24 protein-coding genes are annotated in these 26,741 nt (G+C 62.3%); 11 read left to right on the forward strand and 13 right to left on the reverse strand.

Annotated features, from left to right (window positions below; all coding sequences use genetic code 11):
• Positions 1–19: 19 nt before the first annotated feature.
• On the forward strand, positions 20–910 hold the full coding sequence (locus AC0L28_RS29625) for an alpha/beta hydrolase family protein (RefSeq protein WP_473481760.1): 891 nt from the start codon (positions 20–22) through the stop codon (positions 908–910).
• Here the strand turns inward: AC0L28_RS29625 and AC0L28_RS29630 are convergent.
• Positions 907–1,956, reverse strand: a complete 1,050-nt coding sequence (locus AC0L28_RS29630) for a DUF1176 domain-containing protein (protein ID WP_473481762.1) — start codon at positions 1,954–1,956, stop codon at positions 907–909. The genes AC0L28_RS29625 and AC0L28_RS29630 overlap by 4 nt on opposite strands.
• Positions 1,957–2,080: 124 nt before the next feature.
• Between AC0L28_RS29630 and AC0L28_RS29635 the strand changes: the two genes are divergently transcribed.
• Positions 2,081–2,587: a DUF1993 domain-containing protein gene (locus AC0L28_RS29635; RefSeq protein WP_128173199.1), complete on the forward strand. Its 507-nt coding sequence runs from the start codon at positions 2,081–2,083 to the stop codon at positions 2,585–2,587.
• 44 nt (positions 2,588–2,631) lie between these two features.
• Here AC0L28_RS29635 and AC0L28_RS29640 read toward each other — a convergent pair whose 3' ends face one another.
• The gene (locus AC0L28_RS29640) at positions 2,632–2,796 is read right to left on the reverse strand and encodes a hypothetical protein (protein WP_023798224.1); all 165 of its coding nucleotides are present in this window, start codon (positions 2,794–2,796) and stop codon (positions 2,632–2,634) included.
• Positions 2,797–3,041: 245 nt separating this feature from the next.
• Between AC0L28_RS29640 and AC0L28_RS29645 the strand changes: the two genes are divergently transcribed.
• Together AC0L28_RS29645 and AC0L28_RS29650 are read left to right on the forward strand one after the other, a co-directional pair.
• A complete protein-coding gene (locus AC0L28_RS29645; RefSeq protein WP_473481764.1) occupies positions 3,042–4,109 on the forward strand; it encodes an aldo/keto reductase in 1,068 nt (355 codons plus the stop codon).
• 60 nt (positions 4,110–4,169) lie between these two features.
• The gene (locus tag AC0L28_RS29650; RefSeq protein WP_473481766.1) at positions 4,170–5,435 is read left to right on the forward strand and encodes a cysteine desulfurase-like protein; all 1,266 of its coding nucleotides are present in this window, start codon (positions 4,170–4,172) and stop codon (positions 5,433–5,435) included.
• Between the two features lie 18 nt (positions 5,436–5,453).
• Here AC0L28_RS29650 and AC0L28_RS29655 read toward each other — a convergent pair whose 3' ends face one another.
• The 5 genes from AC0L28_RS29655 to AC0L28_RS29675 all read right to left on the reverse strand — a co-directional run bounded on the left by AC0L28_RS29655 (position 5,454) and on the right by AC0L28_RS29675 (position 11,178).
• The gene (locus AC0L28_RS29655) at positions 5,454–6,485 is read right to left on the reverse strand and encodes a histone deacetylase family protein (protein ID WP_473481768.1); all 1,032 of its coding nucleotides are present in this window, start codon (positions 6,483–6,485) and stop codon (positions 5,454–5,456) included.
• Positions 6,486–6,493: 8 nt separating this feature from the next.
• Positions 6,494–6,997, reverse strand: coding sequence for a GNAT family N-acetyltransferase (locus AC0L28_RS29660; RefSeq protein WP_473481770.1), 504 nt, complete (start codon positions 6,995–6,997; stop codon positions 6,494–6,496).
• A 226-nt stretch (positions 6,998–7,223) separates the two neighbouring features.
• Positions 7,224–8,153 carry a 3,5-dioxohexanoate:acetyl-CoA acetone transferase gene (kce, locus tag AC0L28_RS29665; RefSeq protein ID WP_473481772.1) on the reverse strand — a complete coding sequence of 310 codons (930 nt, stop codon included), beginning with the start codon at positions 8,151–8,153 and terminating at the stop codon, positions 7,224–7,226.
• Positions 8,154–8,156: 3 nt separating this feature from the next.
• Positions 8,157–9,536 (reverse strand): aminotransferase family protein, encoded by a 1,380-nt coding sequence (locus AC0L28_RS29670; RefSeq protein ID WP_473481774.1) that lies wholly within the window; start codon positions 9,534–9,536, stop codon positions 8,157–8,159.
• Between the two features lies 1 nt (position 9,537).
• Positions 9,538–11,178, reverse strand: a complete 1,641-nt coding sequence (locus AC0L28_RS29675; protein ID WP_473481776.1) for a N,N-dimethylformamidase beta subunit family domain-containing protein — start codon at positions 11,176–11,178, stop codon at positions 9,538–9,540.
• A gap of 156 nt (positions 11,179–11,334) precedes the next feature.
• Here AC0L28_RS29675 and AC0L28_RS29680 point away from each other — a divergent pair, with 156 nt between their 5' ends.
• From AC0L28_RS29680 to AC0L28_RS29710, 7 genes are all read left to right on the forward strand, one after another.
• A complete protein-coding gene (locus tag AC0L28_RS29680; RefSeq protein WP_473481778.1) occupies positions 11,335–11,583 on the forward strand; it encodes a ParB N-terminal domain-containing protein in 249 nt (82 codons plus the stop codon).
• Positions 11,584–11,721: 138 nt separating this feature from the next.
• On the forward strand, positions 11,722–12,207 hold the full coding sequence (locus tag AC0L28_RS29685; protein ID WP_287182405.1) for an SRPBCC family protein: 486 nt from the start codon (positions 11,722–11,724) through the stop codon (positions 12,205–12,207).
• A gap of 26 nt (positions 12,208–12,233) precedes the next feature.
• Complete coding sequence (locus tag AC0L28_RS29690; RefSeq protein ID WP_473481781.1) at positions 12,234–13,190, forward strand: alpha/beta fold hydrolase; 957 nt, start codon at positions 12,234–12,236, stop codon at positions 13,188–13,190.
• Positions 13,191–13,376: 186 nt separating this feature from the next.
• Positions 13,377–13,775, forward strand: a complete 399-nt coding sequence (locus AC0L28_RS29695; RefSeq protein ID WP_473481783.1) for a GFA family protein — start codon at positions 13,377–13,379, stop codon at positions 13,773–13,775.
• 119 nt (positions 13,776–13,894) lie between these two features.
• Entirely contained in the window at positions 13,895–14,143 is a 249-nt protein-coding gene (locus AC0L28_RS29700) for a hypothetical protein (protein WP_023798212.1), read from the forward strand.
• 215 nt (positions 14,144–14,358) lie between these two features.
• Positions 14,359–15,375, forward strand: coding sequence for a glycoside hydrolase family 25 protein (locus tag AC0L28_RS29705; protein WP_473481785.1), 1,017 nt, complete (start codon positions 14,359–14,361; stop codon positions 15,373–15,375).
• 150 nt (positions 15,376–15,525) lie between these two features.
• Positions 15,526–17,724 carry an esterase-like activity of phytase family protein gene (locus AC0L28_RS29710; RefSeq protein ID WP_473481787.1) on the forward strand — a complete coding sequence of 733 codons (2,199 nt, stop codon included), beginning with the start codon at positions 15,526–15,528 and terminating at the stop codon, positions 17,722–17,724.
• Between the two features lie 391 nt (positions 17,725–18,115).
• Here the strand turns inward: AC0L28_RS29710 and AC0L28_RS29715 are convergent, their stop codons facing one another.
• The 6 genes from AC0L28_RS29715 to AC0L28_RS29740 all read right to left on the reverse strand — a co-directional run bounded on the left by AC0L28_RS29715 (position 18,116) and on the right by AC0L28_RS29740 (position 26,537).
• A complete protein-coding gene (locus AC0L28_RS29715; protein WP_473481789.1) occupies positions 18,116–18,886 on the reverse strand; it encodes a hypothetical protein in 771 nt (256 codons plus the stop codon).
• Between the two features lie 111 nt (positions 18,887–18,997).
• A complete protein-coding gene (locus tag AC0L28_RS29720) occupies positions 18,998–22,765 on the reverse strand; it encodes a vitamin B12-dependent ribonucleotide reductase (protein ID WP_473481791.1) in 3,768 nt (1,255 codons plus the stop codon).
• A 696-nt stretch (positions 22,766–23,461) separates the two neighbouring features.
• Complete coding sequence (locus AC0L28_RS29725; protein ID WP_287234681.1) at positions 23,462–23,950, reverse strand: NUDIX hydrolase; 489 nt, start codon at positions 23,948–23,950, stop codon at positions 23,462–23,464.
• A 216-nt stretch (positions 23,951–24,166) separates the two neighbouring features.
• Positions 24,167–24,667: a xanthine phosphoribosyltransferase gene (gene gpt, locus AC0L28_RS29730; protein ID WP_023798205.1), complete on the reverse strand. Its 501-nt coding sequence runs from the start codon at positions 24,665–24,667 to the stop codon at positions 24,167–24,169.
• 145 nt (positions 24,668–24,812) lie between these two features.
• Positions 24,813–25,646 carry a universal stress protein gene (locus AC0L28_RS29735; RefSeq protein WP_128182230.1) on the reverse strand — a complete coding sequence of 278 codons (834 nt, stop codon included), beginning with the start codon at positions 25,644–25,646 and terminating at the stop codon, positions 24,813–24,815.
• A gap of 147 nt (positions 25,647–25,793) precedes the next feature.
• Entirely contained in the window at positions 25,794–26,537 is a 744-nt protein-coding gene (locus AC0L28_RS29740; RefSeq protein WP_473481794.1) for a competence/damage-inducible protein A, read from the reverse strand.
• Positions 26,538–26,741 lie beyond the last annotated feature (204 nt).

Below are 26,741 nucleotides of genomic sequence, written 5' to 3' on the forward strand. Positions count from 1 at the left end.
GAAAAACGATGCCTGTGGGATGGCTGTTCGTACCGTCCTATCCCCCTGCGCCCTTCTGACTTCAATATTTTTCTTGTTTTCTTGCGCCGCTTACGCCGACGTCCTCACGCTAAAGCCCTTCAAAGACGATCTGTTCGCCTATCCGGCCATCCTCTCTTCCGAGGGTGCCTATACAGTCGTCGACTATCGCGAGCTGCGCGATATCAACGCCCGCGACAAAGTGCCGGAGCGCCGCGCGCAGGCGCAGTATGTCGACACCGGTGTGCGCAAGGTGCAGCAGGATCTGCTGCTGAAGACCGACGCCGGCAATATCCGCCACGTCGCCGTCGGTCGCACACAAGGCGCCGGCGTCATCGTGCTCTATTTGCACGGGCAGGGTGGCAGCCGCAAGCAGGGCGTTGACGATTTCACCTTCGGCGGCAATTTCAACCGCATCAAGAACCTGATGGCCGGCAATGGTGGCCTCTATCTGTCACCGGACTTTTCCGATTTCGGCGACACCGGTGCGGCCCAGATCGCTGCGCTGATCGGCCACTATGCGGAACGGTCGCCGGGCGCGAAGATCTTCGTCGCCTGCGGCTCGATGGGCGGCGCATTGTGCTGGAAGCTGGCCGCCCGCAAGGATACTGGCGGCCGCATCGGCGGGCTGCTGCTGCTCGGTTCGCTATGGGATGAAAGTTTCTTCTCGAGCCCGGCCTTCAAGCGCCGTGTTCCGGTCTTCTTTGGCCAGGGCAGCAAGGACCCTGTGTTTCCAGTCGAGAAACAAGAAGCCTTCTTCCGTTCGATCCTGGCCAAATCGAAGACCTATCCGGCCCGCTTTGTCCGCTTCGAGACCGGCACGCACGGCACGCCGATCCGCATGACCGACTGGCGCGGCGCGCTCAAGTGGATGCTGTCGGAGGCCCCTTAAGGCGGTGTGTTGTAGTCCACGACCGTCTGCGGGTTGATCTCACCGTCGTAGGAGGCGTCGACATCGTACTGCACCAGCGAGAAATTGCCGTTGCGAAACAGATAGGTCCCGGCCGATGCGGCATCGCCGAGGCCGCGCCACTTGTTGAGCGACGAGATCGTCTTGGTGGCGTCGTCATACTCGGAATTGACCAGCTGGTCGTCGGTCTGGAAGCCGGTGACGTTGATCGCCTCGACCTTGCCTTCGCTATCGTTGTTCTCATAGTGGATATCGAGTTCCGGCGAGGCGAACTGCAGCTGCCGGACGCCTGACACATCGTCGTAGACATAGTAGACGGCACTCTCATTGTAGGCAGCCATCGAGCAGAAGAAGCGAAACAGCCGCGTCTCGCGTTCGGGCTGATCGGCCTCGGCGCCGGCATCCTTGTAGCGCAGGGAGTAGGCGTCCGGCTCTGCCAAGGGCTCGCCGCCAGGCATTTCCTTGTCGCACTGGTCGCCATAAGTGGCCGCAAACGCCTTCTTGGCCTGCTCCAGCGCCGCATCCTTCTTCGGCGGCGGCGGTGCGTCGCCGCAGCTTGCCGGCACGGCCTCCTCGAATTCGGCATTGGACGGTTTCAGCGCGCCCTTGTCGATGAAGATCGGGCGGAATGGCGGTTCCTGGATCGAGGCGTTGACCTGGCGCAGGGTGTAGCAGCCGGCAAAGACATTTTCGCTGCCGTCCTTGGCTGTCGCCCGGATGGCGACCGGAACATTGTAATAGATGCTGCCGGCCGCACCGTCTTCGGACACGCCACCGGTTTTGACCTCGATCCTTTCGGTGCCGTCATAGCCCTTGACGAAGGCGTCGAAATCCTGGACCGGCTTGGTTTCGTCGAAATAGTCCCAGGCGCGCGCGAATTCTTGCCGGTTGATGGCGCTGTAGAACGAGCGGATGACCGCTTCGGCGTCCGACCTGTCGTCGACATAAGGCGCTTCGGCGGCGAGCACCGGTTGGCCTGTCACGGCAAGGGAGAAAAAAGCAGTCGCTGCAAAAAGGGCGCTTCTCATCGGGAATCTCCACCGGATGGGAAATCCTATCATAGCGATTGCGGCGACGTGGTGACGCTTGAAGAATCGCCTGCGCAGGCGCTAGGTGCCGCCGTCGGCGTTCCCGCCGGGATAGGAGATTCACGTGACCATATCGATGTACGAAGCGTCCGTGCCGGTGTTTTCGGCCAGGTTGAAGGCGCTATCCAACGTGCTGAACATCGCCGAGCAGAATGCGCTCGACCGCAAGATCGATCCGCAGGTGTTTTTGACGTCGAGGCTGGCGCCGGACATGTATGCGTTGACCAGACAGGTGCAGATCGCGACCGACCATGCCAAGGGCGCGCCGTCGCGGCTTGCCGGTCGCGAGGTGCCGAAATATGAAGACAATGAGGCGACCTTTGCCGATCTCCAGGCGCGCATCGCCAAGACCGTCGACCTTCTGGCGACATTCTCGGCTGCCGATATGGACGGCTCCGATGACAGAATGATCGAGCTGAAGCTTGGCCAGCGCGAATTCTCGATGGCCGGCATGCAGTATCTGCTGCATCTCGCCATGCCCAATTTCTATTTCCACGTGACCACCGCCTACGACATCCTGCGCCACAATGGCGTGCCGCTGAGCAAGGCGATTTTCATGGGATCGCGTTGAAGAATTGGCGAGGAGATATCCCGGTCGAGCCGGGATATCCGTGACTAACGTGAGGACATTTCGCGGGCGACGCGCGGAAAATCGGCTGGTTTGATGCCGATGTCGGCCCGGTCGGCATTGCTCATCGAATGAAGCAGCGCCAGAGCGGCGCGGTAGCGCAGATGTTCCTGCGGACGCGGACGGGCGAACATTTCAGTGAGGAAACCCATGATTCAAGCCCCTGGTTGGTCCTCCCAAGCCCCAATATAGGCAAACCGTGACAATTGTGCAGTGCAGCATTAGCATGGCAGCCATGCCGCACTGATTTTTTGACGTCGCCGAGCGCCCCTGCTTCGGCCTCTCGAAAAAGTCGCTGGCCACTGGCCGGAGGGTTGGAGACAGCCGGTGCATTCCTGTATGCTGCGGCTTCCTTCCTGCGCAGCCGCGCAAAAGAGTTCCCGCCGGAGAAATTACCATGCAAAAACGCCGCCTTGGTCGGACCGATCTTCTTGTTTCCCAGATTTGCCTGGGATCGATGACCTGGGGCCAGCAGAATACCCAAGCGGATGGCCACTCCCAGATGGATTTGGCATTTTCGCGCGGCGTCAACTTCATCGATACTGCCGAGCTCTACCCGATCCCGCCCAAGGCGGAGACGCAAGGCTGGACCGAAAAGATCATCGGCAGCTGGATGAGGGCAAAGGGCAACCGCGACCAAGTGATCCTCGCCTCGAAGGTGGTTGGCCGCACCGCCAACACATGGTTTCGCGGCGATCGCCCGTCGAAGCTGGTGCGCGCCGACATCTTCGATGCCGTCGAAAAGTCGCTGACCAGGCTCAACACCGATTATCTCGACCTTTACCAGATCCATTGGCCGGAACGGGACGTGCCATGGGGCGCCAATCCGAACCGCGTCGGTGCCGTGCCGCTGCGGACAGATTCCGCCGGTGCACCGGGCGGCGAGACGCCGATCACCGAAACGCTCGCCGTCTTCGAAGAATTGGTGAAGGCCGGAAAAATCCGCCATTTCGGCCTGTCGAACGAGAGTTCCTGGGGCGTCATGCGGTTTATCGGCGAAGCCGACAAAGGCGTCGGCCCGCGCCTGGCGTCGCTGCAGAACGCCTATAATTTCGTCAACCGCGGCTTCGAGGTGAACCTTGCCGAGGTCTGCGAGCGCGAACAGGTTTCCCTGCTCGCCTATTCGCCGCTGGCGCAAGGCTACCTGACCGGCAAATACGATCATGGCGCGCGGCCGCAAGGCTCGCGTTCTCAGCTTTTCAACCGTGGCCAGCGCTATGAGACGCCCAATGCCGCGGAGGCGCAGCTCGAGTACAACGAACTGGCGCGCACTTTCGGCATGGAGCCGGCACTGTTTGCCAATGCCTATGTCACGAGCCGGCCCTTCGTCACCTCGAGTATCATCGGCGCGACGACCCTTCCGCAGCTCGAAATGGCACTGTCGTCCGCCGATGTCGTCTGGACCGAGGATATGCAGAAGGCTGTCGATGCAATCCATCAGCGTGTCGGCAACCCGTGTCCGTGAGCTGCTTCCCGGTGCTGCAAGGTGCGATTGCTGAACGATTGCAGTAGGGAGAGGGAAAAAGTGGATTTTCCAATTGAGGTCGTGCGCGAGAAATTTCCGGCACTGTCGCTGACCGACAAGGGCCGTCGCCGCATCTATCTCGACAACCCTGCCGGCACGCAGGTGCCGCAGGCGGTCGCCGACGCGGTGTCACGTTGCCTGCTGACAACAAACGCCAATCTCGGCGGCTTCTTCGAAACCACGATCGCGGCGCAACAGATAGTCGACGACGCCCATGCGGCGATGGCCGATTTCCTCGGTGCTGCAAGCCCGCAGGAAATCATCATCGGCGCCAACATGACGACGCTGACTTACCACATGTCGCGCACCCTCGGCCGCACGATGAAACCCGGTGACGAGATCATCCTCACCCGTATGGACCACGAGGGCAACGTTTCGCCGTGGCTGCAGCTCGCCGAAGATCTTGGCCTTGTCGTGCGCTGGCTGGCTTTCGATGAGCAGAGCTGGCAGATCGAGGAGGCGGCGCTTGCTGCGCTGCTCACCGACAGGACGCGGCTTGTCGCCTTGAACTACGCCAGCAATCTGACCGGCTCGGTCAACCGGGTGAAGGCGCTGACCGGCATCGCCAGGCAGGCTGGCGCGCTGGTCTATGTCGACGCCGTGCAGTTCGCACCGCACGGCCTGATCGACCTCAGGGACCTCGGCTGCGATTTCCTGGTCTGTTCGGCCTATAAATTCTTCGGGCCGCACATGGGCATAGTGTGGGGCAGGCTGGATGTCATCGACGCGCTGACACCGTACAAATGCCGCTGTTCGTCCAACGCTCTGCCGGAGCGGTTCGAACTCGGCACGCCGCAGATCGAGCTGATGGCCGGCCTGAGCGCCGCGGTCGATTATTTTGCGGAACTGGGCGCCGCCGCCGGTGAGGATGGTTCGCGACGTGCCGGGATAGTCAAGGCGTTTGAAATTTCAATTGCTTACGAGAACAGGCTGACGCAAAAGATGATCGACGGCCTGTTGGCCATTTCAGGCCTGACCATCCACGGCATCACCGATCCGGCGCGGTTCGGAGAGCGCGTGCCGACGGTCTCGTTCACTGTCGACGGCATCGTGCCGGAGACGATCGTGCGGCAGATGAATGCGGAAAACATCTTCCTGTGGTCCGGCCACAACTATGCCTGGGAGATCGTGCACCAGCTTGGCATTCCGGCCGAGCAGGGTGTCGTGCGCATCGGCATCGCCCATTACAATACGGCGGCCGAGGTCGATGAGACGCTGGAGAGCGTGCACCGGGTTATCGCGATGCTGCGACAGGAGCGACTCTGAAGCGGCATCCGGCTGATATTAGCGCTTCTTGCCGCCGTCGAACCCGGTGAGGAAGGCAGTAAGATTGTCGCCGAGTTCGTCGCAGAGATAGCCGCCTTCCTGGACGATGACCGTCGGCAGGCCACAACCGGCGATGGCTTCGCCGATGCGCGAGAAGCCTGGCGTCGTTACCGTCAGTCCGCCGAACGGATCGCCCTCGAAGGCGTCGAGGCCGAGCGCCACGACAAGCGCTTCCGGCGCAAAGGCGCGGATGCGCTGGAACGCCATGTCGAGTGCTTCCAGGAACGCGGCATCGCCGGATTTGCGCGCCAGCGGCAGGTTAAGATTGTAGCCGAGACCAGGCCCTTCGCCGCGTTCGTCGGCATGACCCCAGAAGAACGGATAGAAGCGCACCGGATCGGCATGCAGCGAGACGGTGAGCACGTCCGGCCGGGCATAGAAAATGCCTTGCGTGCCGTTGCCGTGATGCAGGTCGACGTCGAGGATCGCCACCCGCGCAGCTTGCCTGCGCAGCACCTGCGTCGCGACCGCCGAATTGTTGATGAAGCAGAAGCCGCCGGCGACGTCGGCAAAGGCGTGATGGCCGGGCGGACGGCACAGCGCATAGGCAGCCGGCGCGCCCGCCATTACCGCGTCGGCGGCCTCGACCGCGCTCCAGGCGCTCCACAGCGCGCTCCGCCAGGTCTCGCCGGAGATCGGGCAAGCGGTATCGGCCATGTGGTAGCCGGCCTGGCCGACCGCCGAGGCCGGATAAGAGCCGCCCCGCGCGATCGGATGGATGTTGGGGATCACTTCGGCCGAAGCGCCTTCGATTCGCTGCCAGCGCGCGAAGATGTGCTCGAGAAAATCGAGATATTCGGGCGTATGCACAGCGGCAACCGGACCAAGCCCGTGATCTCTCGGCCGTTCGATCGTGCAGCCGGCAGCCTCGGCGCCGGCGAGCAGCCGTTCGACGCGCTCCGGCTTTTCCGGATTGGGCTTTTGGGCACCGCTGGAGAGGAACGCCTTGGGATCGTGGCGCTTCTGCTCTTCGGCATAAAAGGCTTTCATGATTTCCCTCATTCCTCTGGTGCATCGGCGAAGGCAAAGAACGCGTCGCCGACGATCTTCTGCACCTGCTCGTAGCTCGACCAGGCAATGCCCAGCCTTTCGTAAAAGGCCTTGGCGGTTTCATTGTCGCTGTCGACGGACAGTCTGAGATAGGCGCCGCCGTCCTTCCGGCATTCTCGGGCGACACGCCGCAGCAGGCGTTCGCCGATCCTGCGGCCGCGAAACCGATCTTCGACATAGAGATCCTGCACATAGACGCCGGGCCGCCCCATCCAGGTCGAGAAGATCGGGAAATGCAGGCACAGGCCGGCAAACTCGCCGTCGACTTCGGCGATCAGAGTCGAGAAGGCAGGTTTTTCGCCAAAGCCACAGGTGCGCAGGTCTTCGGGCGTAGAAGTGATTTCCTGGTGTGCGCCGGTATGCGCGCCAAGCCGCAGGATCGCGGCATGGATGGTTTCGACGTCCTCGATGCGGCCGGGGCGGATGATGACGTTTGTTGATGGCGTAGTCACGACAGGCAGGGCGCCCAGGCACCCCCCTCTGGCCTGCCGGCCATCTCCCCCTCAAGGGGGGAGATCGGACGACACGAATGCTTTCGCCAACCACCAACGTTGCAAAGACGGGCACAGCGGCGAAGCTGCCAATCTCCCCCCTTGAGGGGGAGATGCCAAGTGGTGGCAAAGAGGGCAGGACAGAGGGGGGTGGGACGGAACGCAAGCATCTCAGGCCATAACCATCTCAGAACGCCACCCGGTCACCGCCCTTGAGCGCCAGCATCTCGCGCGCCTCGGTGGGCGTGGCGACGTCCAGCGACAGCCCGTCGAGCACGCTGCGGATGCGGCGCACCTGGTCGGCATTGGACTTTGCCAGCTGGCGGCCGTCGTAAAGGCTGTCCTCCAGCCCGACGCGGACATTGCCGCCCATCGCCGCCGCAATCGCAATCATCGGCATCTGGTGGCGCCCGGCGGCCAGCACCGAAAACTGGTAGCTGTCGCCGAACAGTTTGTCGGCGATGCGCTTCATATGGACCAGATTGTCGGGATCGGCGCCGATACCGCCGAGAATGCCGAACACGAATTGGATGAACAGAGGTCCCGACACCAGACCTCGATCGCGAAAATGCGCCAGTGAATAGAGGTGGCCGACATCGTAGCATTCAAATTCGAAGCGTGTGCCGCAGCCCTTTCCAAGTCTTTCGAGCACGGTCTCCATATCGGCAAAGGTGTTTTTGAAGATCGTGTCGCGCGTCGCTTCCAGCAGTTTCGGCTCCCACTCGTGCTGCCACTCCCTTGACCGGTCGAGCATCGGGAACAGCGCGAAATTCATCGAGCCCATGTTGAGCGAGCACATTTCGGGCTCGGCCCTGAGCGGTGCGGCCAGCCGCTGGTCGAGCGTCATCAGCGATGAGCCGCCGGTGGTGATGTTGATCACCGCTGATGTCGCCTGCTTGATGCGCGGCAGGAACTGCATGAACACATCAGGATCGGCGGTCGGCCGCCCATCCCTGGGATCACGGGCGTGAAGGTGCAGGATCGAGGCGCCGGCTTCGGCAGCCGCGATCGCCTCTGCGGCGATCTGGTCCAGCGTCACCGGCAGATGCGGCGACATCGACGGCGTGTGCACCGACCCGGTGACGGCGCAGGTGATGATGACTTTTCGCGGCGCCATGGCTCAGCCTTCGACCGGCAGGTCGAGTTCGCCGGCCAGCAACTGCAGCGAGTCACCGATGATGGCGACGATCTCGCCGATCTGCTCGGCCGTGACGATCATCGGCGGCGCCACCATGAAATTGTCGCCGTCGACCCCGCCCTTGACCTTTCGCCCATAGATGATCAGGCCGCGCTCATAGGCGAGGTCGAGCAGGCGCTGGGTGGCCTTCTTCGCCGGTGCGATCGGCCGCAGCGTATCGGGGTCGGCGACCATCTCGGCGCCTAGCAGCAGTCCCTTGCCGCGCACGTCGGCGACGAACGGAAACCGCTTGGCCAGGCCCTTCAACTCAGCCATCAAAAGATCGCCCATGCCAGCCGCATTGGCGATCAGGTCGAGACGGTCCATTTCGCCAAGCACGGCGAGCCCGGCGGCGCAGGCGAGCGGATTGCCGGCATAGGTATGGCCATGCTGGAAGCCGCCGGAGGCGAGCAGCGGCTGCACCAGCCGCATGGATGCGGCCAGCGCGCCGAGCGGCGCATAGCCCGAGCCCAGCCCCTTCGACAGCGCGACGATGTCGGGCTTGCAGTCAAAATGGTCGCCGCCGAGAAATTTGCCGGTGCGGCCGGCACCGCTCATCACTTCGTCATGGATGAGCAGGATGCCGTAGCGGTCGCAGATTTCGCGGATGCGCGGATAATAGCTGTCCGGCGCCACCAGCGCCGCGGTGGCGGCGCCGCCGACCGGCTCCATGATGAAGGCGAGCACGCTTTGCGGCCCCTCGGCGAGGATCTTCTCCTCCAGCATGTCGGCGTAGCGGACGCCGCGCTGTTCCATCGAGAGATTGTCGCGGTCGCGCCAGGCGGCCGGCGCCGGCACGGTCGGCATGACCTGCATCATCGGCGCAAAGGTTTCGGCCAGCGCATCGTCGCCGGTGACGGCGAGCGCCCCGAGCGTGCCGCCATGATAGGAGGGAAAGCGCGTGATCACCTTCCAGCGGCTGGCCTGTCCGGTGGCGACAGCCCATTGCCGCGCCAGCTTGACGCAGGATTCCGTCGCTTCCGAACCGCCCGAGACAAAGAAGATGCGGTCCAGGCCTTCGGGCAGTTTTCCGGCCAATTCCCGTGCCAGGTCCTCGGCCGGCTCGTTCTCGAAATGCAGCCGGTAGGCGAAGGTGGCGCGATCCATCTGCCGCTTCATCGCTTCGAGCACGTTGCGGTTGGAATGACCGATATTGGCGACCATCGGTCCGCTCGACCCGTCGATGAAGCGACGGCCGTCCTGCGTCCAGATGTAGATGCCTTCGGCGCGGTCGACCAGCGGCCGGCGCAGGCTGGACAGATAGAACAGATGCGACGGCAGGCGCGTCTCGGTGTCCGGGGCAGGGGTTTGGGACTTCAGCATGTCAGGACTTTCCGAGATAGCGGTCGAGCACATTCCTGGTGACGCGCTCGACCATCGCGTCCTGCCTTAGCAGGCCGGCGACCCATTCGCAGCTTCCGGCGTGGAACACCTCGCCCTTGCCGCGCCGGAAATTGACGATCATGCCGTTGCCGCGCTTGACCTTGTCGAGATTGGCGTCGCTCGCCTCGCCGAACAGCATTTCGGCGGTGAAGCGTCCATCCTCGTCGCCAAGAAACTGGTGTTCGAACGGGATGTCGGCGCTCTCCTCGACTTGCGCAGCCATGCCGACCGCGAGAATTTCCAGCCCATCCGGAGCGCCGCTGTCGGGCGTCGGGTAGGGCAGGCCGCCGCGGATCTCGTGGTCGAGCCCGTCGACCTCATAGCCATAGACATGGCTGTCGGCGCCGAGCAGGTCGCCGTAATAGATGCCTGTGCCGGCGAACGCCCAATGCTCAGGCCGGTAGACCGGAAAGCCGCGCACACCGCGCGGCGCGCAACCGCCCCAGCCGGCGTAGAGGCCTCTGGTGGCATTGAGCCCGAAGGTCGTCGCACCCGGCCGGCCGATTTCTGGTGCTTCCCAGGAGTTGGTGGCGCGGCTCACGTCGCCGCCGCGATAGGCCGGATCCTCGGCGCGGGCGCGGTATTTATAGCAGACCTGACGGCGGCCCTCGTCCTCCAGTCTGGTCTGCCACATGAAATTGCCGGCGAAGCGCGCCGCATGGCCGCCGCGCTCGATGTAGGCGTCGACAGCGTCGCGCATCTCCCAGGTCCAGTATTCGTCATGGCCGACGCAGACGACGCAGTCATAGCCGTCGAGGATTTCGGGCGAGAAATGCAGTTCGTGCTGGCTGGCGAGGTCGACCCCATAGCCGGCGCGTTCGGCAAAACGAAAGAAGTGGCTGTCATAGCTTGACCAGCCGGACGAGGCGTATTTCTTCGAATGGCCGGTGGCGAAGGCCCATTCCATATGCGGATAGCGCGGCACGGTTTTGGGCGGCACGGCGACCTCGAGCGGCACGCGCGGCGCCTCCTTCGGCAGGACAACAAAGCCGCGGCACCATGGCCGCTGCGTCGACACCATTGGGGCATACTGGTCGCGGTTCGGGCCGGTGATGCCTTCGTAATGATTGGAGCCGCCCCAAGTGTTGTAGGCAAGCCAGGTGCCGGTGGCGGCGACCTGCAGCACACGACCCCGTTTCTTGCCGGGCTGCGGGGTAACGATGAAAAGATGGTGGCAGCGGACCGGCTTGCCATCGCGGCCATCCGCCGTCAGCGTGACGCGATAGGCGCCGGACGGCCAGTCGTCGCCGACGCGGAATTCAAACGACGCGTCCCAGCCGCAGCCTAGGACCGAACATTGGTCGGGTGTATCCTGCCAGCGTGCCGCGATCCCGGCCTTCTCGAACATTTTCGTCTCGATGCCGCCGTCGCGGACGATCGCCATGCTGAAGCTGGAGGCCGTCGAGCTGACATGCAGCGTCACCGTCTCGCCCCGACGGTATGAGAAATTGTCGCTGTAGCACCAGATCTCGCCGCATTCGCCGTCCATGCCCGGCCATTCCCAGTAGTGGCCGCGCACCGCTTGCCGGCGCTGGTGGAGCGTCAGTCCGAAGTCGGGGAATTCGGTCGGCAAGTCAGTCATGGCTACCGGCATGATCGAAGATCGCCATTTCGGCCATCTGCTCGGCAAGCGTCAATCGGAAACAATCGGGCCAGCGATAGCTGACAGCCGGCCTTGGCCTTGCCTGCCAAACCGACTATCTCTCAAAAGGCGGCCTTTTCCGCCGCGGGAGCCGACATGCTGAGAGTGCAAAAGGTCAGGGTGGACGACATCTACGTGCCGACCGCGCGCAGGAAGACGCTGCATCCCGAGACCGTCCGGCATCTGGCCGAGGACATTCTGGAAAGCGGCATGAAGACGCCGATCCAGGTGCGCCACGACGGCAAGCGCCATATCCTGGTTGAAGGCCTGCACCGGCTGGAAGCGGCGAAGTGGCTCGGCGAGACCGATATCGACGCCTATCTCGTGCAAGCCAAGCGCCACTAAGCTCTCATTCGGCGTCCGCCGGAATCGGCCTGGCGAAGTTTTTCGCGAGACCGTGTCGGGCTGCGCGTTGCCCGCTCGTCCTTGAGACGGAAACCGGCATTCAAGCCAACTCTTTAGCAAGCAAGTGAGGAGACCATCATGACGACCAAGCTCGACATCGCCCCCAGCTCCGACCGCGAACTGGTTCTTGCCCGCATCATCGATGCGCCGCGCGAGAACGTCTATCGCTGCTGGACCGAGCCGAAGCTCGTGACGCAATGGTTCGCGCCAAAGCCGTGGACGACGCCGCGCGCCGAAATGGACGTGCGCACCGGCGGCTCCAGCCTGGTCGTCATGGCCGGTCCCGACGGCAACGAATTCCCGAACCCCGGGGTCTTCCTCGAAGTCGTGCCGGGCAAAAAGATCGTTCTCACCGACGCCTACACGAAGGCCTGGCAGCCGTCCGAAAAGCCGTTCATGACGGTCGTGCTGACCTTTGAGGATGAGGGCGAGGGCAAGACCCGCTACATCGCCCGGGTTGCGCATTGGTCGGTCACTGACCGCGAAGAGCACGAGAAGATGGGCTTTCACGAGGGCTGGGGCCAGTGCGCCGACCAGCTCGAAGAAGTCGCCAGGCGGCTTTGATATCGGCGGGACGCAAGGAGACCGAGATGTTCAGATCGATGTTTTTCGCCATTTTCGCCTCGGCCGCGGCGCTCTTCGCCGCGCCGGGCGCCAGCAATGCCGAGGACGTAAAGCCGTCCATGACCAGCGAAACGAAAGCCATGCCGAAGCCGGCGAAATCCGGCCTGCTGCCGATCAACGGCCTGAATTATTATTACGCCGTCTATGGCCGGGGCGAGCCGCTGCTTCTGCTGCATGGTGGTCTCGGCACCACCGATATGTTCGCGCCGATCCTGCCGAAGCTTGCCGAAAACCGCACCGTCATCGGCGTCGACCTGCATGGTCACGGCCGCACCGCGCTCGGCGATCGGCCGTTGAGCCTTGAGGCGATGGGTGACGACATGGCGGCGATCGTCAAGGCGCTCGGCTACGACAAAGTCGACGTCATGGGTTACTCGCTGGGCGGCGGCGTCGCCTTCCGCATGGCCGTCCAGCATCCCGAGACAGTGCGCCGGCTGGTGCTGGTCTCGACCGGCTATGCCTCGGACGGCTTCTATGCCGACATGCGTACTCAGCAGGCGCAGGTCGGCGCGGCGATGGCCGACATGATGAAGGACACGCCGATGTACAAATCCTACGTGGCGGTCGCGCCGCACCCGCAGGATTTTCCAAAACTGCTCGACCATCTGGGCACCCATATGCGCAAGGACTACGACTACTCCGCCGACGTGGCGAAGCTGAAGATGCCGGTCATGCTGATATTTGGCGACAGCGACATGTACCGGCCCGAGCATGAGATCAAGTTCTGTCAGATGCTCGGCGGCGGGCTGAAGGACGCCGGCTGGATGCGCGAGAACCTGTCGCAGAACCGCTTGGCCATCCTGCCGAACCGCACCCATTACGACGTGTTCTTCGCGCCGGAACTGGTGGCCGCCGCATTGCCCTTCCTCAATGGCGAGACCAAGGTCAAGACCTGGGACGAGATCGTCAGAGAAACGCACTGACCGCCTGACAACTGCCTGCCTGCCGTCCTCCCGCGAGATGGCCGGCGACGCTCGTTGCGCATCGCGCCTGATCGTACATTCGGCCTGCCGCATCACGCCAACAGATGGCGCCATCAAAGCTTTTCAATTGACGCTCCTATCCCGGCAGCTACCTTCCTGCCAATCTTCAGAAAGAGGGCGCTGGCAATGGCGAAATATCAGGGTGGCTGCCTGTGCGGCGCGGTGCGCTACCGCACTGAGGCCGCGCCGATCAACGAGCGCGTCTGCCATTGCCGGCTTTGCCAGAAGGCGCTCGGCGCTGCCTTCAACGCCCGCGTGCTGTTCCGTATCGACGATGTGACCATCGACGGGCCAGTGGCGACGGTGAATTCCTCGCCCGATCTCAAGCGCGGATTCTGCCCGGGCTGCGGCACGACGGTATTTTCCCGGCGCGACTCCGCCGGCATCATCGGCGTGACCTCCGGCTCGCTCGACGACCCTTCCATGTTCAAGCCGCAGATGCATATGTGGACCGCCTCGAAGCAGCCCTGGGTGCAGCTCGACGACGGACTGCCGCAATATGAAGGCGCCCCGCCACCCAACTGAGGCGCAGGCGTGCCCAAATTTTTTCGTCCGGGACACGAGATAGCCGGCAAAGCGTCATTGGCGAGCCATCATTGCCGCCTATCTATTGCCTGCGGGTCGGCAGTCGAAGGAGGCGACAGATGAACGACAGAATTAACACCCTGGATGAGCTTTTGAGTGATCCGATGGTCAAGCTGGTGATGGAGCGTGACCACGTGCAGCCGGCCGAGCTTCGCTCGCTGCTCGAAGAAAAGGTTCGCCGGGATGATGATGCGCCGGTCAATCCCGTCACCGATCGCCCCAACTCTGATCGCCTTGGCACCGACCGCTCCGTCCCGCCCGCCCATATGGTAGCCGAGAGCTGCCACAATCTATGGTTGTGCGGCTAGGCAGCGACCTGGCGTCGCGATCCTTCGCGCCCTCTCGGTCCTGCAGCGTTTCCAGGCTCTCACCGCTACGGTGATAGAGCGAGCGCCTTGCCCAGCCCCTCTGCCCTAACAATTTGATTCAAACTTTGTTGGTAATTTCTTGTTAGTAATCCGGACTGGTTTGTCCGGCGGCGTTGTCTTGCCATCGGTCTGTTGTGTTCTGCGTACAGGTCCAGATGCGGATATCAAGCGTCGTCATCTTCTCGATCGCGTCACTTTGCCTTGCCGGCTGCACATCCACGTCCGGCGTCGACGCGCTGCAAGTGCCGTCCAGCGAGACGACCAGCTCGGTTGTACGACCGCCCGCGCCGGTGGCGTCGGTCGGCGCTGCCGATGCCGAACCCGACTTCGCGCCGGAGGAGGCGACGGAGCAGACTGTGGCAATGGCCACTCCGGAGCCTGTTGAAAGCATCGAACCGCCCGCCGAGCCGATTGCCCTGGTGGCGCCGACGCGGCTGGCACGGGCAGCACCGATGCTCGCCGAGCCGGTCCAGCGCTATCGGTTCCGCGACGCCAAGCCGATCAATTTCGGCAGGGCATCGCCCAGGCACCTCGCCGTTCACGGCGTCGACGTCTCGCGCTGGCAAGGCAACGTGAACTGGGCGAAGCTGCGCGCGCAGGGCGCGAACTTCGCCTACATCAAGGCGACCGACGGCGGCGATCACCTCGATCCGATGTTCAGGAAGAACTGGCGCAATGCCGACGCCGCCGGCCTCAAGCGCGGCGCCTATCACTTCTTCTACTGGTGCCGCACCGCTAGTGAGCAGGCTGACTGGTTCATCCGCAACGTGCCGAGGGTCGAGGGCGCCTTGCCGCCGGTGATCGATGTCGAGTGGAACGGCGAATCCAGCTGCAAGCGGCGGCCGTCGCGGCAAAAGGTGCTGGAGAAGATGCAGGTGTTCATGGACAAGCTCGAGCGCCACTACGGCCAGCGGCCCATCATCTACACCGCGCCTGATTTCTACCGCGACAATCTCAGAGGCGCATTTCTGGACTATCCATTCTGGCTGCGCGCGGTGGCACAGCACCCGTCAAAGGTCTATCCCGGCCGCAAATGGGTGTTCTGGCAGTATTCCGGCTCCGGCCTGTCGCATGGGGTGAGGGGCCGCATCGACCTCAACGTCTTCCACGGCGACGAGAGAGCCTGGCGGAACTGGGCTGGCGGGCGGCAGATGGTGGCCGAGGCGGAGTAGGCGGCCGAGGAAAGCGCCCATTCGCAGGCCAGCATGAGGTGAATATTGACGGACCTGGCCGCCTGTCGCGGAAGTGTCATCGATCCGTCATCGCTTTGAAATGTCGTTCCCCCAATCAGGTGGCTTCCATTCGAACAGGAGACGCCACCCGTGCCCCGCCATTCCGCGCTTTTCGTCCTGACGGCAGCGCTTGCTGCCTCGGTTTCGCTGCCGGCCCATGCCGACATGATGTTCAACCGGGTCGCGAGCTTCGCGGTCGCCGGAAACCTCCCTGCGGATATCGAGAGGACCACGCCGACTTCGTCCGAGATCATCACGGCGAGCGAAGACGGCATGACGCTGGTTTATTCCGATAGCCCGCTCGGTGCGGTCGGCTTCATCGACATCGCCGATCCCAAGGCGCCCAAGGCCGGCGGCATCGTCAAGATAGCAGGCGAGCCGACCTCGGTTGTGGTCATCGGCGGCAAGGTGCTGGCCGGCGTCAACACGTCGGAAAGCAAAGCCAGGCCTTCGGGCAACCTCAGCGTTATCGACCTTGCCTCCAAGGCGATCGAAAGCACTTGCGACCTCGGCGGCCAACCGGACTCGCTGGCGTTCAGCAAGGACGGCAAGTTTTTGGCCATCGCCATCGAGAACGAGCGCGACGAGGATCTGAACGACGGAGAAATTCCGCAGATGCCGGCCGGCGACCTCAAGATATTCACGCTTGCCGAAGGCCAGCCTGATTGCGCGACGATGAAGACAGTCAACTTGGCGGGCATTGCCGAAGTCGCTGGGGAAGATCCCGAGCCGGAATTCGTCGCCTTCAACGAGGCCGGCGAGATAGCGGTCACGCTGCAGGAAAATAACCACATCGCCATCGTCAACGCCGAAACCGGCGCGATCGTCACGCACTTCTCCGCAGGCTCGGCCACTCTGGACAAGATCGACACCAGGAAGAACGGCGCCTTGTCCTTCGATGGCAAGATCGAAAACGTCGCGCGCGAGCCCGACGCCGTGAAATGGCTCGACAATGACCGCCTCGCCGTCGCCAACGAAGGCGACTACAAGGGCGGCTCGCGCGGCTTCACGATCTTCAGCAAGAAGGGCGAGGTTCTCTACGAATCCGGTCCGTCGTTCGAGTACCAGGTCGCCAAAGCCGGCCATTATCCCGACGACCGCAACAAGAAGGGCGTCGAGCCGGAAGGTCTTGAGACCGGCACGTTCGGCGGGGACAGGCTGCTTTTCGTCGCTTCGGAGCGTGGCTCGGTTGTCGGCGTCTACAAGGACACGGGTGCGGAGCCAGGGTTTGTCCAGATCCTGCCGTCCGGCATCGGCCCCGAAGGCCTGGTCGCGATCCCGTCGCGCAATCTCCTGGTCACCGCCAACGAGGCAGACCTGGTCGAGGACGGGCTCGCCCGCTCGCACGTGATGATCTACGAGCGCTCCGAAGGCCCCGCCACTTACCCGATGATCACGGCAAAGCCCATGGCAGACGGCACGCCGCTCGGCTGGGGCGCGCTTTCGGCGCTCGCGGCCGGCGACTCTACCGGCAAGCTGTTCGCTGCCTCGGACTCGTTCTACGCCAACGCGCCCTCGATCTTCGAGATCGATGCTACCCAGACGCCGGCGCTGATCACCGGCAAGACCATCGTCACGCGTGATGGCCACCCTGCACAGAAGCTCGACATCGAAGGCATCGTCGCCGACGGTGAAGGCGGCTTCTGGCTGGCCAATGAAGGCGATCCGGCAAAGCTCGTCCCGCACGCCATCCTGCGCGTCGACGACAAGGGCGTGATCAAGCAGGAAATCGGCTTCCCGGTGGAACTGCTCACCCACCAGAGCCGCTTCGGTCTCGAAGGCATCACCGCGATCGGCGAAGGCGACGACCTGACGCTGGTGATGGCGGTACAGCGCGAATGGGCCGACGACCCCAAGGGCCAAGTCAAGCTCTTGGCCTACAGGCCCAAGGCCAAGGAATGGTCGGCGGTACGCTATCCGCTCGAAGCGACCGAAGCTGGCTGGATGGGCCTGTCGGAGATCACCACGCATGACGGCAAGCTCTACATCCTCGAACGCGACAACCAGATCGGCGACCTGGCCAAGGTGAAGCGCATCTATTCGGTGGCGCTCGACGCCTTCAAACCTGCCAAGCTCGGTGGTGACCTGCCATTGGTCGAAAAGACGCTGGTGCGCGACATCGTCGGTGACCTGAAATCAGCCACAAACGGCTATGTCATCGACAAGGTCGAAGGTTTCACCATCGACAAGAACGGCGACATCTTCGTCGCCACCGACAATGACGGCGTCGACGATTCTTCCGGCGAAACCCTGTTTTTACGCCTGGGCAACATCAGCGCCGTGAACTGAGGGTGTTTCCCTCCCCCTTGAGGGAGGGGTGGGGGCCGCTTCGGCCGCGTGCGACTTCCTCCCGGACGGACAATCCGACCAACAGCCGCAGTGTTCTCGCCGCGGCTGTTTTCGTTGGCGAGATCGCGACGATTTCCGCGAAACCCAAGCCAGCACATCGGTTGCGATGGCTTTGCACCGTATCGATGAAGATCACGTCGGCCATGGCGACGAGAAGGCCTGGCGGACCGGCGGCGGAAGTAGAGTGCGGAAGTCGCGTCACTTGCGATTAGCTGCCGGCTCCTTGCCTTCGTCATCGCAGAGCGGAGCGAACGCGAAGCGGAACACAGACTCGAGGATCCGCGCCATGACGTGGAAACGAAACGTGCGGTGGGTGGCCCAACTCGCGGTTCTAACCAACCTGTATGCCGACACCACAGCCAGCCATACGACTACCTTCGAGTGTCATACCGCCAAATTGGATGTTGCGTTCGTTGAACTTGACGGGCACTGGTGCAGGCATTTTGCCTGTAAAGAAGCAGAAGACGACGTTTTCTTCAGTAGGAATTCCAAATTCGGCAGAGATAGCCTGCTCATCTGGGTTCAACATTCTTCGATCTTTAAATTCGATTCTGATGTCAACCTGATGAATGGCCGATTTGAACACGAGTGTTCGTGCTGATGGCGGTGCCTCGATATCATCTACATTTATTCTTGCCATCCAATCATTCATTCGCATAGAAAAAATTCTATTCATGCAAATGTCATATATGTTTAATGATAATGTATCACATTCTGAATCGTCTTTTTCAAAATAAACAACATCTATTCCTCCTACGCGAAGCATACTCCCGCATCGATAGGCATAATTCCCACCGCAAGCGAATACGGTGTGTTTCCTTCGCCATTGAAAGCTACTTTGTACAGAAGCATGGTTGGCCTGCTTCAGACTCAAAAGTTGGTCGTTTGTGAATGCACCTGAGTCAGCGGCAGCGTGATGCACAGCACACAATGCGATCATGCCCTGTTGATCGTGGTGCTTTTGCTCAGCCCAAGTAGGGTTGAAATGGTGATATTCCAAGTGCGGAGAGCCGCACATCGGACATCCAAAGCCGACTTCCGCTCTAAGCCGCCGCCGAACTTCAGCCGGCGGTGTTCTTGAGATCGATTTGACTTCTGACATTTGACGTCTCTGGCTGGCTATGGGTACTGTACCCTCTTTGCTCTTGCTACCATTTCGGCCCGATCTTGCGACCGGGCCGATGAGGTTACGCTCTAGCGCTGCAGATTTTCCTCAGCTGCACCCGCTCGTCGAGCCACAGGTGTCGCACTTCTCGCAGGTGCCGTTCCGCACCATCGTAAAATTGTGGCATTCCGAGCATTCGTTGCCGGTGTAGCCCTGCATCAGGGATTGCTGACGCCTTGTAGCGGCAAGCGCCTTGGCCTCGGCTGCTTCTTTCGCGGCCTCGTCGGTGAACAGCCCAGTCGGGTCGGTTGCTTCCTCGTAGGCAATGTCCTCGACCAGTTCCCTGGCCCGCTCCTCGTAGTCTCGCTTATAGGCGATCGCTTCGTCGCTGGCCGGCTTCAGCGCCAGCACGTTGGAGCCTGAGAACGCGGTCGGCGCCGAGCGAGTGGGGGCGGGAGAGGGACTTGAACCGCCGAACCCCTTGGGGTCGGCACCCATGCCCGATACCAGCTTGACCGGCGAGACGCCGCGGGTCAGCCCCTTCGAGAACGGCGTCGCCTTGCCTTCGTTGATGCCGCGGCCGAGTGCGGTCTTGTCGAAATCCGACTGGTCGACATGGGCGAGGTCGTGGCGGGCAAGATAGGACACGGCAAGCTCGCGGAACACGTAGTCGAGGATCGACGTGGCGTTCTTGATCGCGTCGTTGCCCTGCACCATGCCGGCCGGCTCGAATTTGGTAAAGGTGAAGGCTTCGACATATTCCTCGAGCGGCACGCCATATTGCAGGCCGAGCGAGATGGCGATGGCGAAGTTGTTCATCATCGCCCGGAAGGCCGCACCTTCCTTGTGCATGTCGATGAAGATCTCGCCGAGGCGACCGTCGTCGAATTCGCCGGTGCGCAGATAGACCTTGTGGCCGCCGACGACCGCTTTCTGGGTATAGCCCTTGCGGCGGTTCGGCAGCTTTTCGCGGTCGCGATAGAGGCGTTCGACGACGCGTTCAACGATCTTTTCGGTCACCTGCACGGCGCGTTGTGAAGCCGGTGCGGCGATCAGCTGCTCGACGGCATCGTCCTCGTCGTCTTCGACGTCGGCAAGCAGCGAGGCATTGAGCGGCTGCGAGAGTTTCGAGCCGTCGCGATAGAGCGCGTTGGCCTTCAGCGCCAGCTTCCACGACAGCATGTAGGCGCCCTTGGCGTCTTCCACCGTCGCGTCGTTCGGCATGTTGATGGTCTTGGAAATGGCGCCGGAGATGAAGGGCTGGGCTGCCGCCATCATCTGGATGTGGCTGTTGATCGACAGTGAACGCTTGCCGATCTTGCCGCACGGGCTGGCGCAGTCGAACACCGGCAGATGCTGGTCTTTCAGAAATGGTGCTCCCTCGAGGGTCATCGCACCGCAGACATGGATGTTGGCGGCCTCGATGTCCTTCTTCGAGAAGCCGAGCGCCGGCAGCATCTCGAACGAGAAATCGTTGAGCTGCTCGTCGGTGAAGCCAAACGTCTCCTTCACCCAGTCGGCACCCAGCGTCCACTGGTTGAAGACGAACTTGATGTCGAAGGCCGACTTCAACGCGGCGTTAAGTGCTGCGATCTTGTCGTCGGTAAAACCCTTTGCCCTAAGCGAGCCGGGGTTGATGGCAGGCGCCTGGTTGAGGTTGCCGTGGCCGACCGCATAGGCCTCGATCTCGGCGATCTGGCTTTCCGAATAGCCGAGCGTGCGCAGCGCTTCAGGGACGGCGCGGTTGATGATCTTGAAATAGCCGCCGCCGGCCAGCTTCTTGAATTTGACCAGCGCGAAGTCGGGCTCGATACCGGTGGTGTCGCAATCCATGACCAGGCCGATCGTGCCGGTCGGCGCGATCACGGTCGCCTGCGCATTGCGGTAGCCATGCTCCTCGCCGAGCTCCATGGCGCGGTCCCAGGCAGCCTTGGCATGGGCGGCAAGCTCCGGCTGCTTCAGGTCGGAGGCGACCAGCGGCACCGGGTTGACGGCGAGTTTCTCGTAGCCGTCCTTGTCGCCATAGGCAGCGCGGCGATGGTTGCGCATGACGCGCAGCATGTTCTGCGCATTGCGGTCGTAGTCGGGGAAGGCGCCGAGCTCGGCGGCCATTTCGGCCGAGGTGGCATAGGCCGTGCCGGTCATGATTGCGGTGAGTGCTGCGCAGATGGCGCGGCCCTCGTCGGAATCATAGGGAATGCCCGAGGTCATCAGCAGGCCGCCAATATTGGCGTAGCCGAGGCCGAGCGTGCGGTATTCGTAGGAGAGCTTGGCGATCTCCTTCGACGGGAACTGCGCCATCATGACGGAAATTTCCAGCACCATGGTCCACAGCCGAACCGTGTGCTCGTAGGCTGCGATGTCGATGGTGCCGTCGGCGTTGCGATAGGGCAGCAGGTTGATCGAGGCCAGGTTGCAGGCGGTGTCGTCGAGGAACATGTATTCCGAGCACGGGTTGGACGCCCGGATCGCACCGGCCGCGGCGCAGGTGTGCCAGTCGTTCATCGTCGTGTTGAAGTGCAGGCCCGGGTCGGCCGACGCCCAGGCGGCATAGCCGATCTTTTCCCACAGATCCCTGGCTTTCAGCGTCTTCAGCACCTTGTCGTCCTTGCGGGCGGTGAGATGCCAGTCGGCATCCTGCTCAACGGCGCGCAGGAAATCGTCCTTCAGCGAGACCGAATTGTTGGAGTTCTGGCCCGAAACCGTGAGGTAGGCGTCCGAATCCCAGTCGGTGTCGTAGGTCTTGAACGACATCGAGGTGTAGCCCTGCCTGGCGAACTGGATGACGCGGTAGATGTAGTTCTCCGGCACCCCGTCCTTCTTGGCCAGCTTGATCTCACGCTTCAGCGCGGTGTTGATCGCCGGGTCGAAGCAATCGTCGTCCTGGCCTTCGCAGTTGATGCAGGCTTTCATGATCGCTTCGAGGTGCTTCTTGACGATCTTAGAGCCGGTGACCAGCGAGGCGACCTTCTGCTCCTCATTGACCTTCCAGTCGATGAATTCCTCGATATCGGGATGGTCGGCGTCGACGATGACCATCTTTGCGGCGCGGCGCGTCGTGCCGCCCGACTTGATGGCGCCCGCCGCGCGGTCGCCGATCTTGAGGAAGCTCATCAGGCCGGACGAGCGGCCGCCGCCGGACAGTTTTTCGCCTTCGCCGCGCAGGAACGAGAAGTTGGAGCCGGTGCCGGAGCCGTATTTGAACAGGCGTGCTTCACGCACCCACAAATCCATGATGCCGCCTTCGTTGACGAGATCGTCCTGCACGCCCTGGATGAAGCAGGCATGCGGCTGCGGATGCTCGTAGGAAGACTTCGACTTGGTCAGCTTGCCGGTGAACGGGTCGACATAGAAGTGGCCCTGGCTCGGGCCGTCGATGCCGTAGGCCCAGTGCAGGCCGGTGTTGAACCATTGCGGCGAATTCGGCGCAACGCGCTGGGTGGCCAGCATATAGGCGATCTCGTCGCGGAAGGCGCGCGCGTCTTCCTCCGACTTGAAGTAGCCGCCCTTCCACCCCCAATAGGTCCAGGTGCCGGCGAGGCGGTCGAAGACCTGGCGGGCGTCGATCTCGGAGCCGTAGCGCTCGGCCTCGGGCAGTTTTGCTAGCTCGGCCTCGTCGGCGACGGAGCGCCACAGGAAGGAGGGGACGTCATTCTCCTCGACCTTCTTCAGCCGTGCCGGCACGCCGGCCTTGCGGAAATATTTCTGCGCCAGGATGTCGGCGGCAACCTGGCTGAACTGCGCCGGCACATCGATATTGTCCAAGCGGAACACCACCGAGCCATCCGGATTCTTGATCTCCGAAAGCGCCTTGCGGAATTCGATCTCCGCATAAGCAGACTGCCCTTGCTTGGTGAAACGACGCTCGATGCGCATTGGTCCTATCCCTTTGTGTCTAGATATAGCGCCTTTCCCAGGGGATTTCTGCCCCATTGCGAAACGCGCATGTCCGCCGTCTGCCGGCGTTCCAAAACGGCCGGCTCCTTTTCACGAGGCTCCGCCCGCCCTGCTGGTCGAACTCCTTGCGAAGTAGTCGTCCAACGCGCCGACGGACCCTGCGGGTCCCTCAAGACTGAAACTTTTTTGCGACTCCCTCAATCGAGGGAACTTCACACTATCTAGCGTCGAACCTACCTGCAAACACTAAATATAGTATTAACAGACAATTTATTCCAGTCCGACATTTTTCCCTTTTCGTCCCCCAAAGACCCCACAATCCCGACGCCTCCGCCGGCCCCTAGCCAGGCGGAAATGCGGCCAAACGCACATAATCCGGGAAAAAAGACCGGGCTCAAAACTTTCCGGTCGCACTCTCAACAGGAGCGCATGACCTATAAAAGGCGACTCGTTTTGCGCCGTCAAGGATTCGTTTGCGTAGCTTTTGTGACCCCAACATCTTGTGTGTCACATATGTGGATAACGGGGATAGAAGTGGCCCGCAGGATTTTCGATTTTACCCACGTGCAGGCCATCAGCCGGACAACGCATGCCAAAGCTGGAGTGGCCAAATCGATTCCCTTTGCCAAAGAACATCGCCGGTGATGCGGCTTTGGCCGGTGAGTCTATGCTTGCTCAGGAGAACTGGTGCGGGTCTGCACAGAAATAGGCGATGATCTGGCCAAGATCCGGCTCGTTGACCATGCGCACAGCCTCGGCGGGGCTGACCCATTTTCGGATGCGCGACCGCTTTTCCTTCCACCGGTCGGCGATCTTGTCGACCCGCAGCGGAAACACCAGGACTTCGCAAGGCACTTCCTCGCCCGAAGCCAATGCCTTGGCATAGAAGTAGCGGCCGGCTTCGTGGTGGGAGACCGTGCCGCGCAGTCCGGCTTCCTCGCCGGCCTCGCGCGCCGCCGCTTCGCAAAGCAGTTCCTTGGCCTCAGGCCAGCCCTTGGGAAGCACCCAGCGACCGGTATCGCGGCTGGTGATCAGCATGATCTCGACGCCATGCCCGGTATCGCGCCAGGGCAATGCTGCAACCTGCAAACGGCACGGCGCTGTGCCGAAGAGCCGCTGGACCCTTTCGGCCAAATGGTTGTGCGTTACTGGCCTCGTCAACATCGGAGAAGCTTGCCCCAGCCTCCAGAATCACTTGCCGTCTCGTGAATCTTACGGCTAATCATAAGCAATAAAAGTAAAAAACCTCATACGCACGAATTAACCACACACGAGACGTCGATTCAGGAATATCGTGCGCCGCTGCACTCTTTCAAGAAGTGCGCCGGCAAGACGGCCGCGCCGGTATGTTCCGGGAGGAGAAAAAGCAGCTGCCGCGAATCAGCCGGCGTGGTCGTCGGCGATCGGCTTCTGGTAGGTGAAGCCCATGTCCCACGGAAAATAGATCCAGGTGTCCTGGCTGACCTCGGTGACGAAGGTGTCGACCAGCGGCCTGCCTTTCGGCTTGGCGTAGACGGTGGCGAAATGCGCCTTGGGCATCATGGCGCGGACGATGCCCGCGGTCTTGCCGGTGTCGGTGAGGTCGTCGATGATCAATACGCCGGCGCCGTCATCGGCGAGCAGTGCCGGCGTGACCTCCTTCAGCACCTGCAACTGCCCCTGGCTGGCATAGTCGTGATAGGAGGCGACGCAAACCGTCTCGATGACCCGGATGCCGAGTTCACGCGAGATGATGGCGGCCGGCACCAGGCCGCCGCGGGTGATGCAGACGATCGCTTTCCATTGGCCTTTGTTGGCGCCGGCAAGCCGCCAGGCGAGCGCACGCGCGTCGCGGTGGAACTGATCCCACGAGACGGGAAAGGCCTTTTCGGGAAGGGACATTTTTGCGCACTCCGCAGCGCGCGAAAATGCGCGCAGACACCTGAAGGAATGCGCGCGGAACTAACTGGAAAGCCTAGGCGTTGGCAAGAGGCGGCGGCAGGCGATCCCTGTGGACTTGCCGCCTCTGGACTTGCCGCTTGTCGACTTACCGTGACAGAAAAGCTGCCACCGGCACTGTGCGCAGCACCGTGCGCGTGACGCCGCCGAACAGCAACTGGCGCAGCCAGGAATGGCTGTAGGCGCCGAGCACGAGCAGGTCGGCTCCGGTTTCGGCAACCCTGGTCTGGATCACCTCGTCGACCGAGTGGCCGGCCGATTGCAGCACCGAGACGCTGACCGTGGCGCCATGCCTGGACAGGGCGGCGGCGATTTCGGCGCCGGCCGCCTCCGGGGCCTCGTCGAGCGTATCCGGTGGGTCGATGACGACAATATCGGTTTTTTCGGCCTCGATGATGAAGGGCAGGGCGTCGAAGGCGGCGCGCGCCGCTTCCTTGCTGCCGTTCCAGGCGAGCAGCACATGCTTAAAACTGGTGACGAGCGGTCCTGAGTGCGGCACGACCAGCACCGGCCGGCCGGCGTCGTAGACCAGCGTGTCGACGTCGGCGCTCGGATCGCCGCCCGTCTCGCGCTGCGCGGCGATGATCAGGTCCGCGGTGCGAACGGTCGGGATGCCGGTCAGCGCGCTGTCTCCGGAAAAGCTCTCGAGGCTGCGCCACTCGAAGGACAGGCCGGACTCCTCGACATGCCGGAGGAAAACCGCCCGCAATTTTTCAGCGCGCTCCTTGTTCATGTCGGCCGAGACTTGCAGGAACTCGGTGTCGGGAAAGCCGGTGGCCGAGGTGTAGGGGACGGGAAGCGCTTCGGCATGAATGCCGATGAGATGGCTCTCGAACTTATCGGCAAGCGGAATGGCGCATTCGAGCACGCGCTCCGCGTCCTGTTCGTTTTGCAGTATGGCGACGATGGTCTTGAATCGCATGGCAACCCCTCAATTTGCGGCGAGCGAAACTCGCCCGCATGAAACGTTACAGCACCATGCTTGGTTCCGGCTAATGCATGTAGCCCAAAAGCATACAATCGGGCACGAGGGTGGCGGTTTTGGATAACAGACGCGACGTGCTTTAGATCAGCTGGCTGCGCTGGTGAGGCCTGCGACCATCGCTTCGACCTCGGCGCGGGCGGCGTCCAGCGCTTGCTGGCTGCGGGCACGGACGACCAGCTCGGTCCAGAACTTGCCGTCGCCATATTTTGGATAGGAGCCGATGATCGTGTCCGGGTGCGCCTTCTGGATGTCGCCCAGCGGTCCGCCGACCAGGCCTTCGCCGAACGGACAGTGCACCGTGGCCGACAGCATTTTGGTGCCGGCCTTCAGCGTCGGCACCACATTGTCGAGCATTGCCTGGAAAATCGCCGGCACGCCGGCCATGACATGGACGTTGCCGATGCGAAAACCCGGCGCGATCGACACCGGATTGTCGATATGGTCGGCACCGCGCGGCATCCGCGCCATGCGCTTGCGCCCCTCGGTGTATTCGATGCCGCGCGCCGCGTAGCTCGCTTCCAGCATGGCATAGGCCTTGGAGTCGTAGTCGCAGGGCACGCCGAACGCCCTGGCAATGGCATCCGCGGTGATGTCGTCATGCGTCGGGCCGATGCCGCCGGTGGTGAAGACATAGGTGTAGCGGGCACGCAGGGCGTTCACTGCGGCGACGATCTCGTCTTCCTCATCGGCAACGATGCGCACCTCCTTCAGGTCGATGCCGATCGCCGTCATGATGTCGGCGAGGTGGCCGATATTCTTGTCCTTGGTGCGGCCGGACAGAATCTCGTCGCCGATGACGAGCATGGCGGCGGTGACGATTTCGGGCATCGGGAGGCTCCGCAGAAGGTCAGTTGAGGCAGGCAGGTCGCCTGAGATAGCGCCGCGGATAGTTGGCGGCAATGCGCCTCTTCTTCTTTCTCCCTTGTGGGAGAAGGTGGATTGGCGCGCAGCGCCAAGACGGTTGAGCAACCGTGCTTCAAACGGAAGCCGGGTTCCAGGGTTTGTTGGTGCGCACCATAGCGTTGAGGGTTG

The organism is Mesorhizobium sp. WSM4847 (assembly GCF_055811335.1).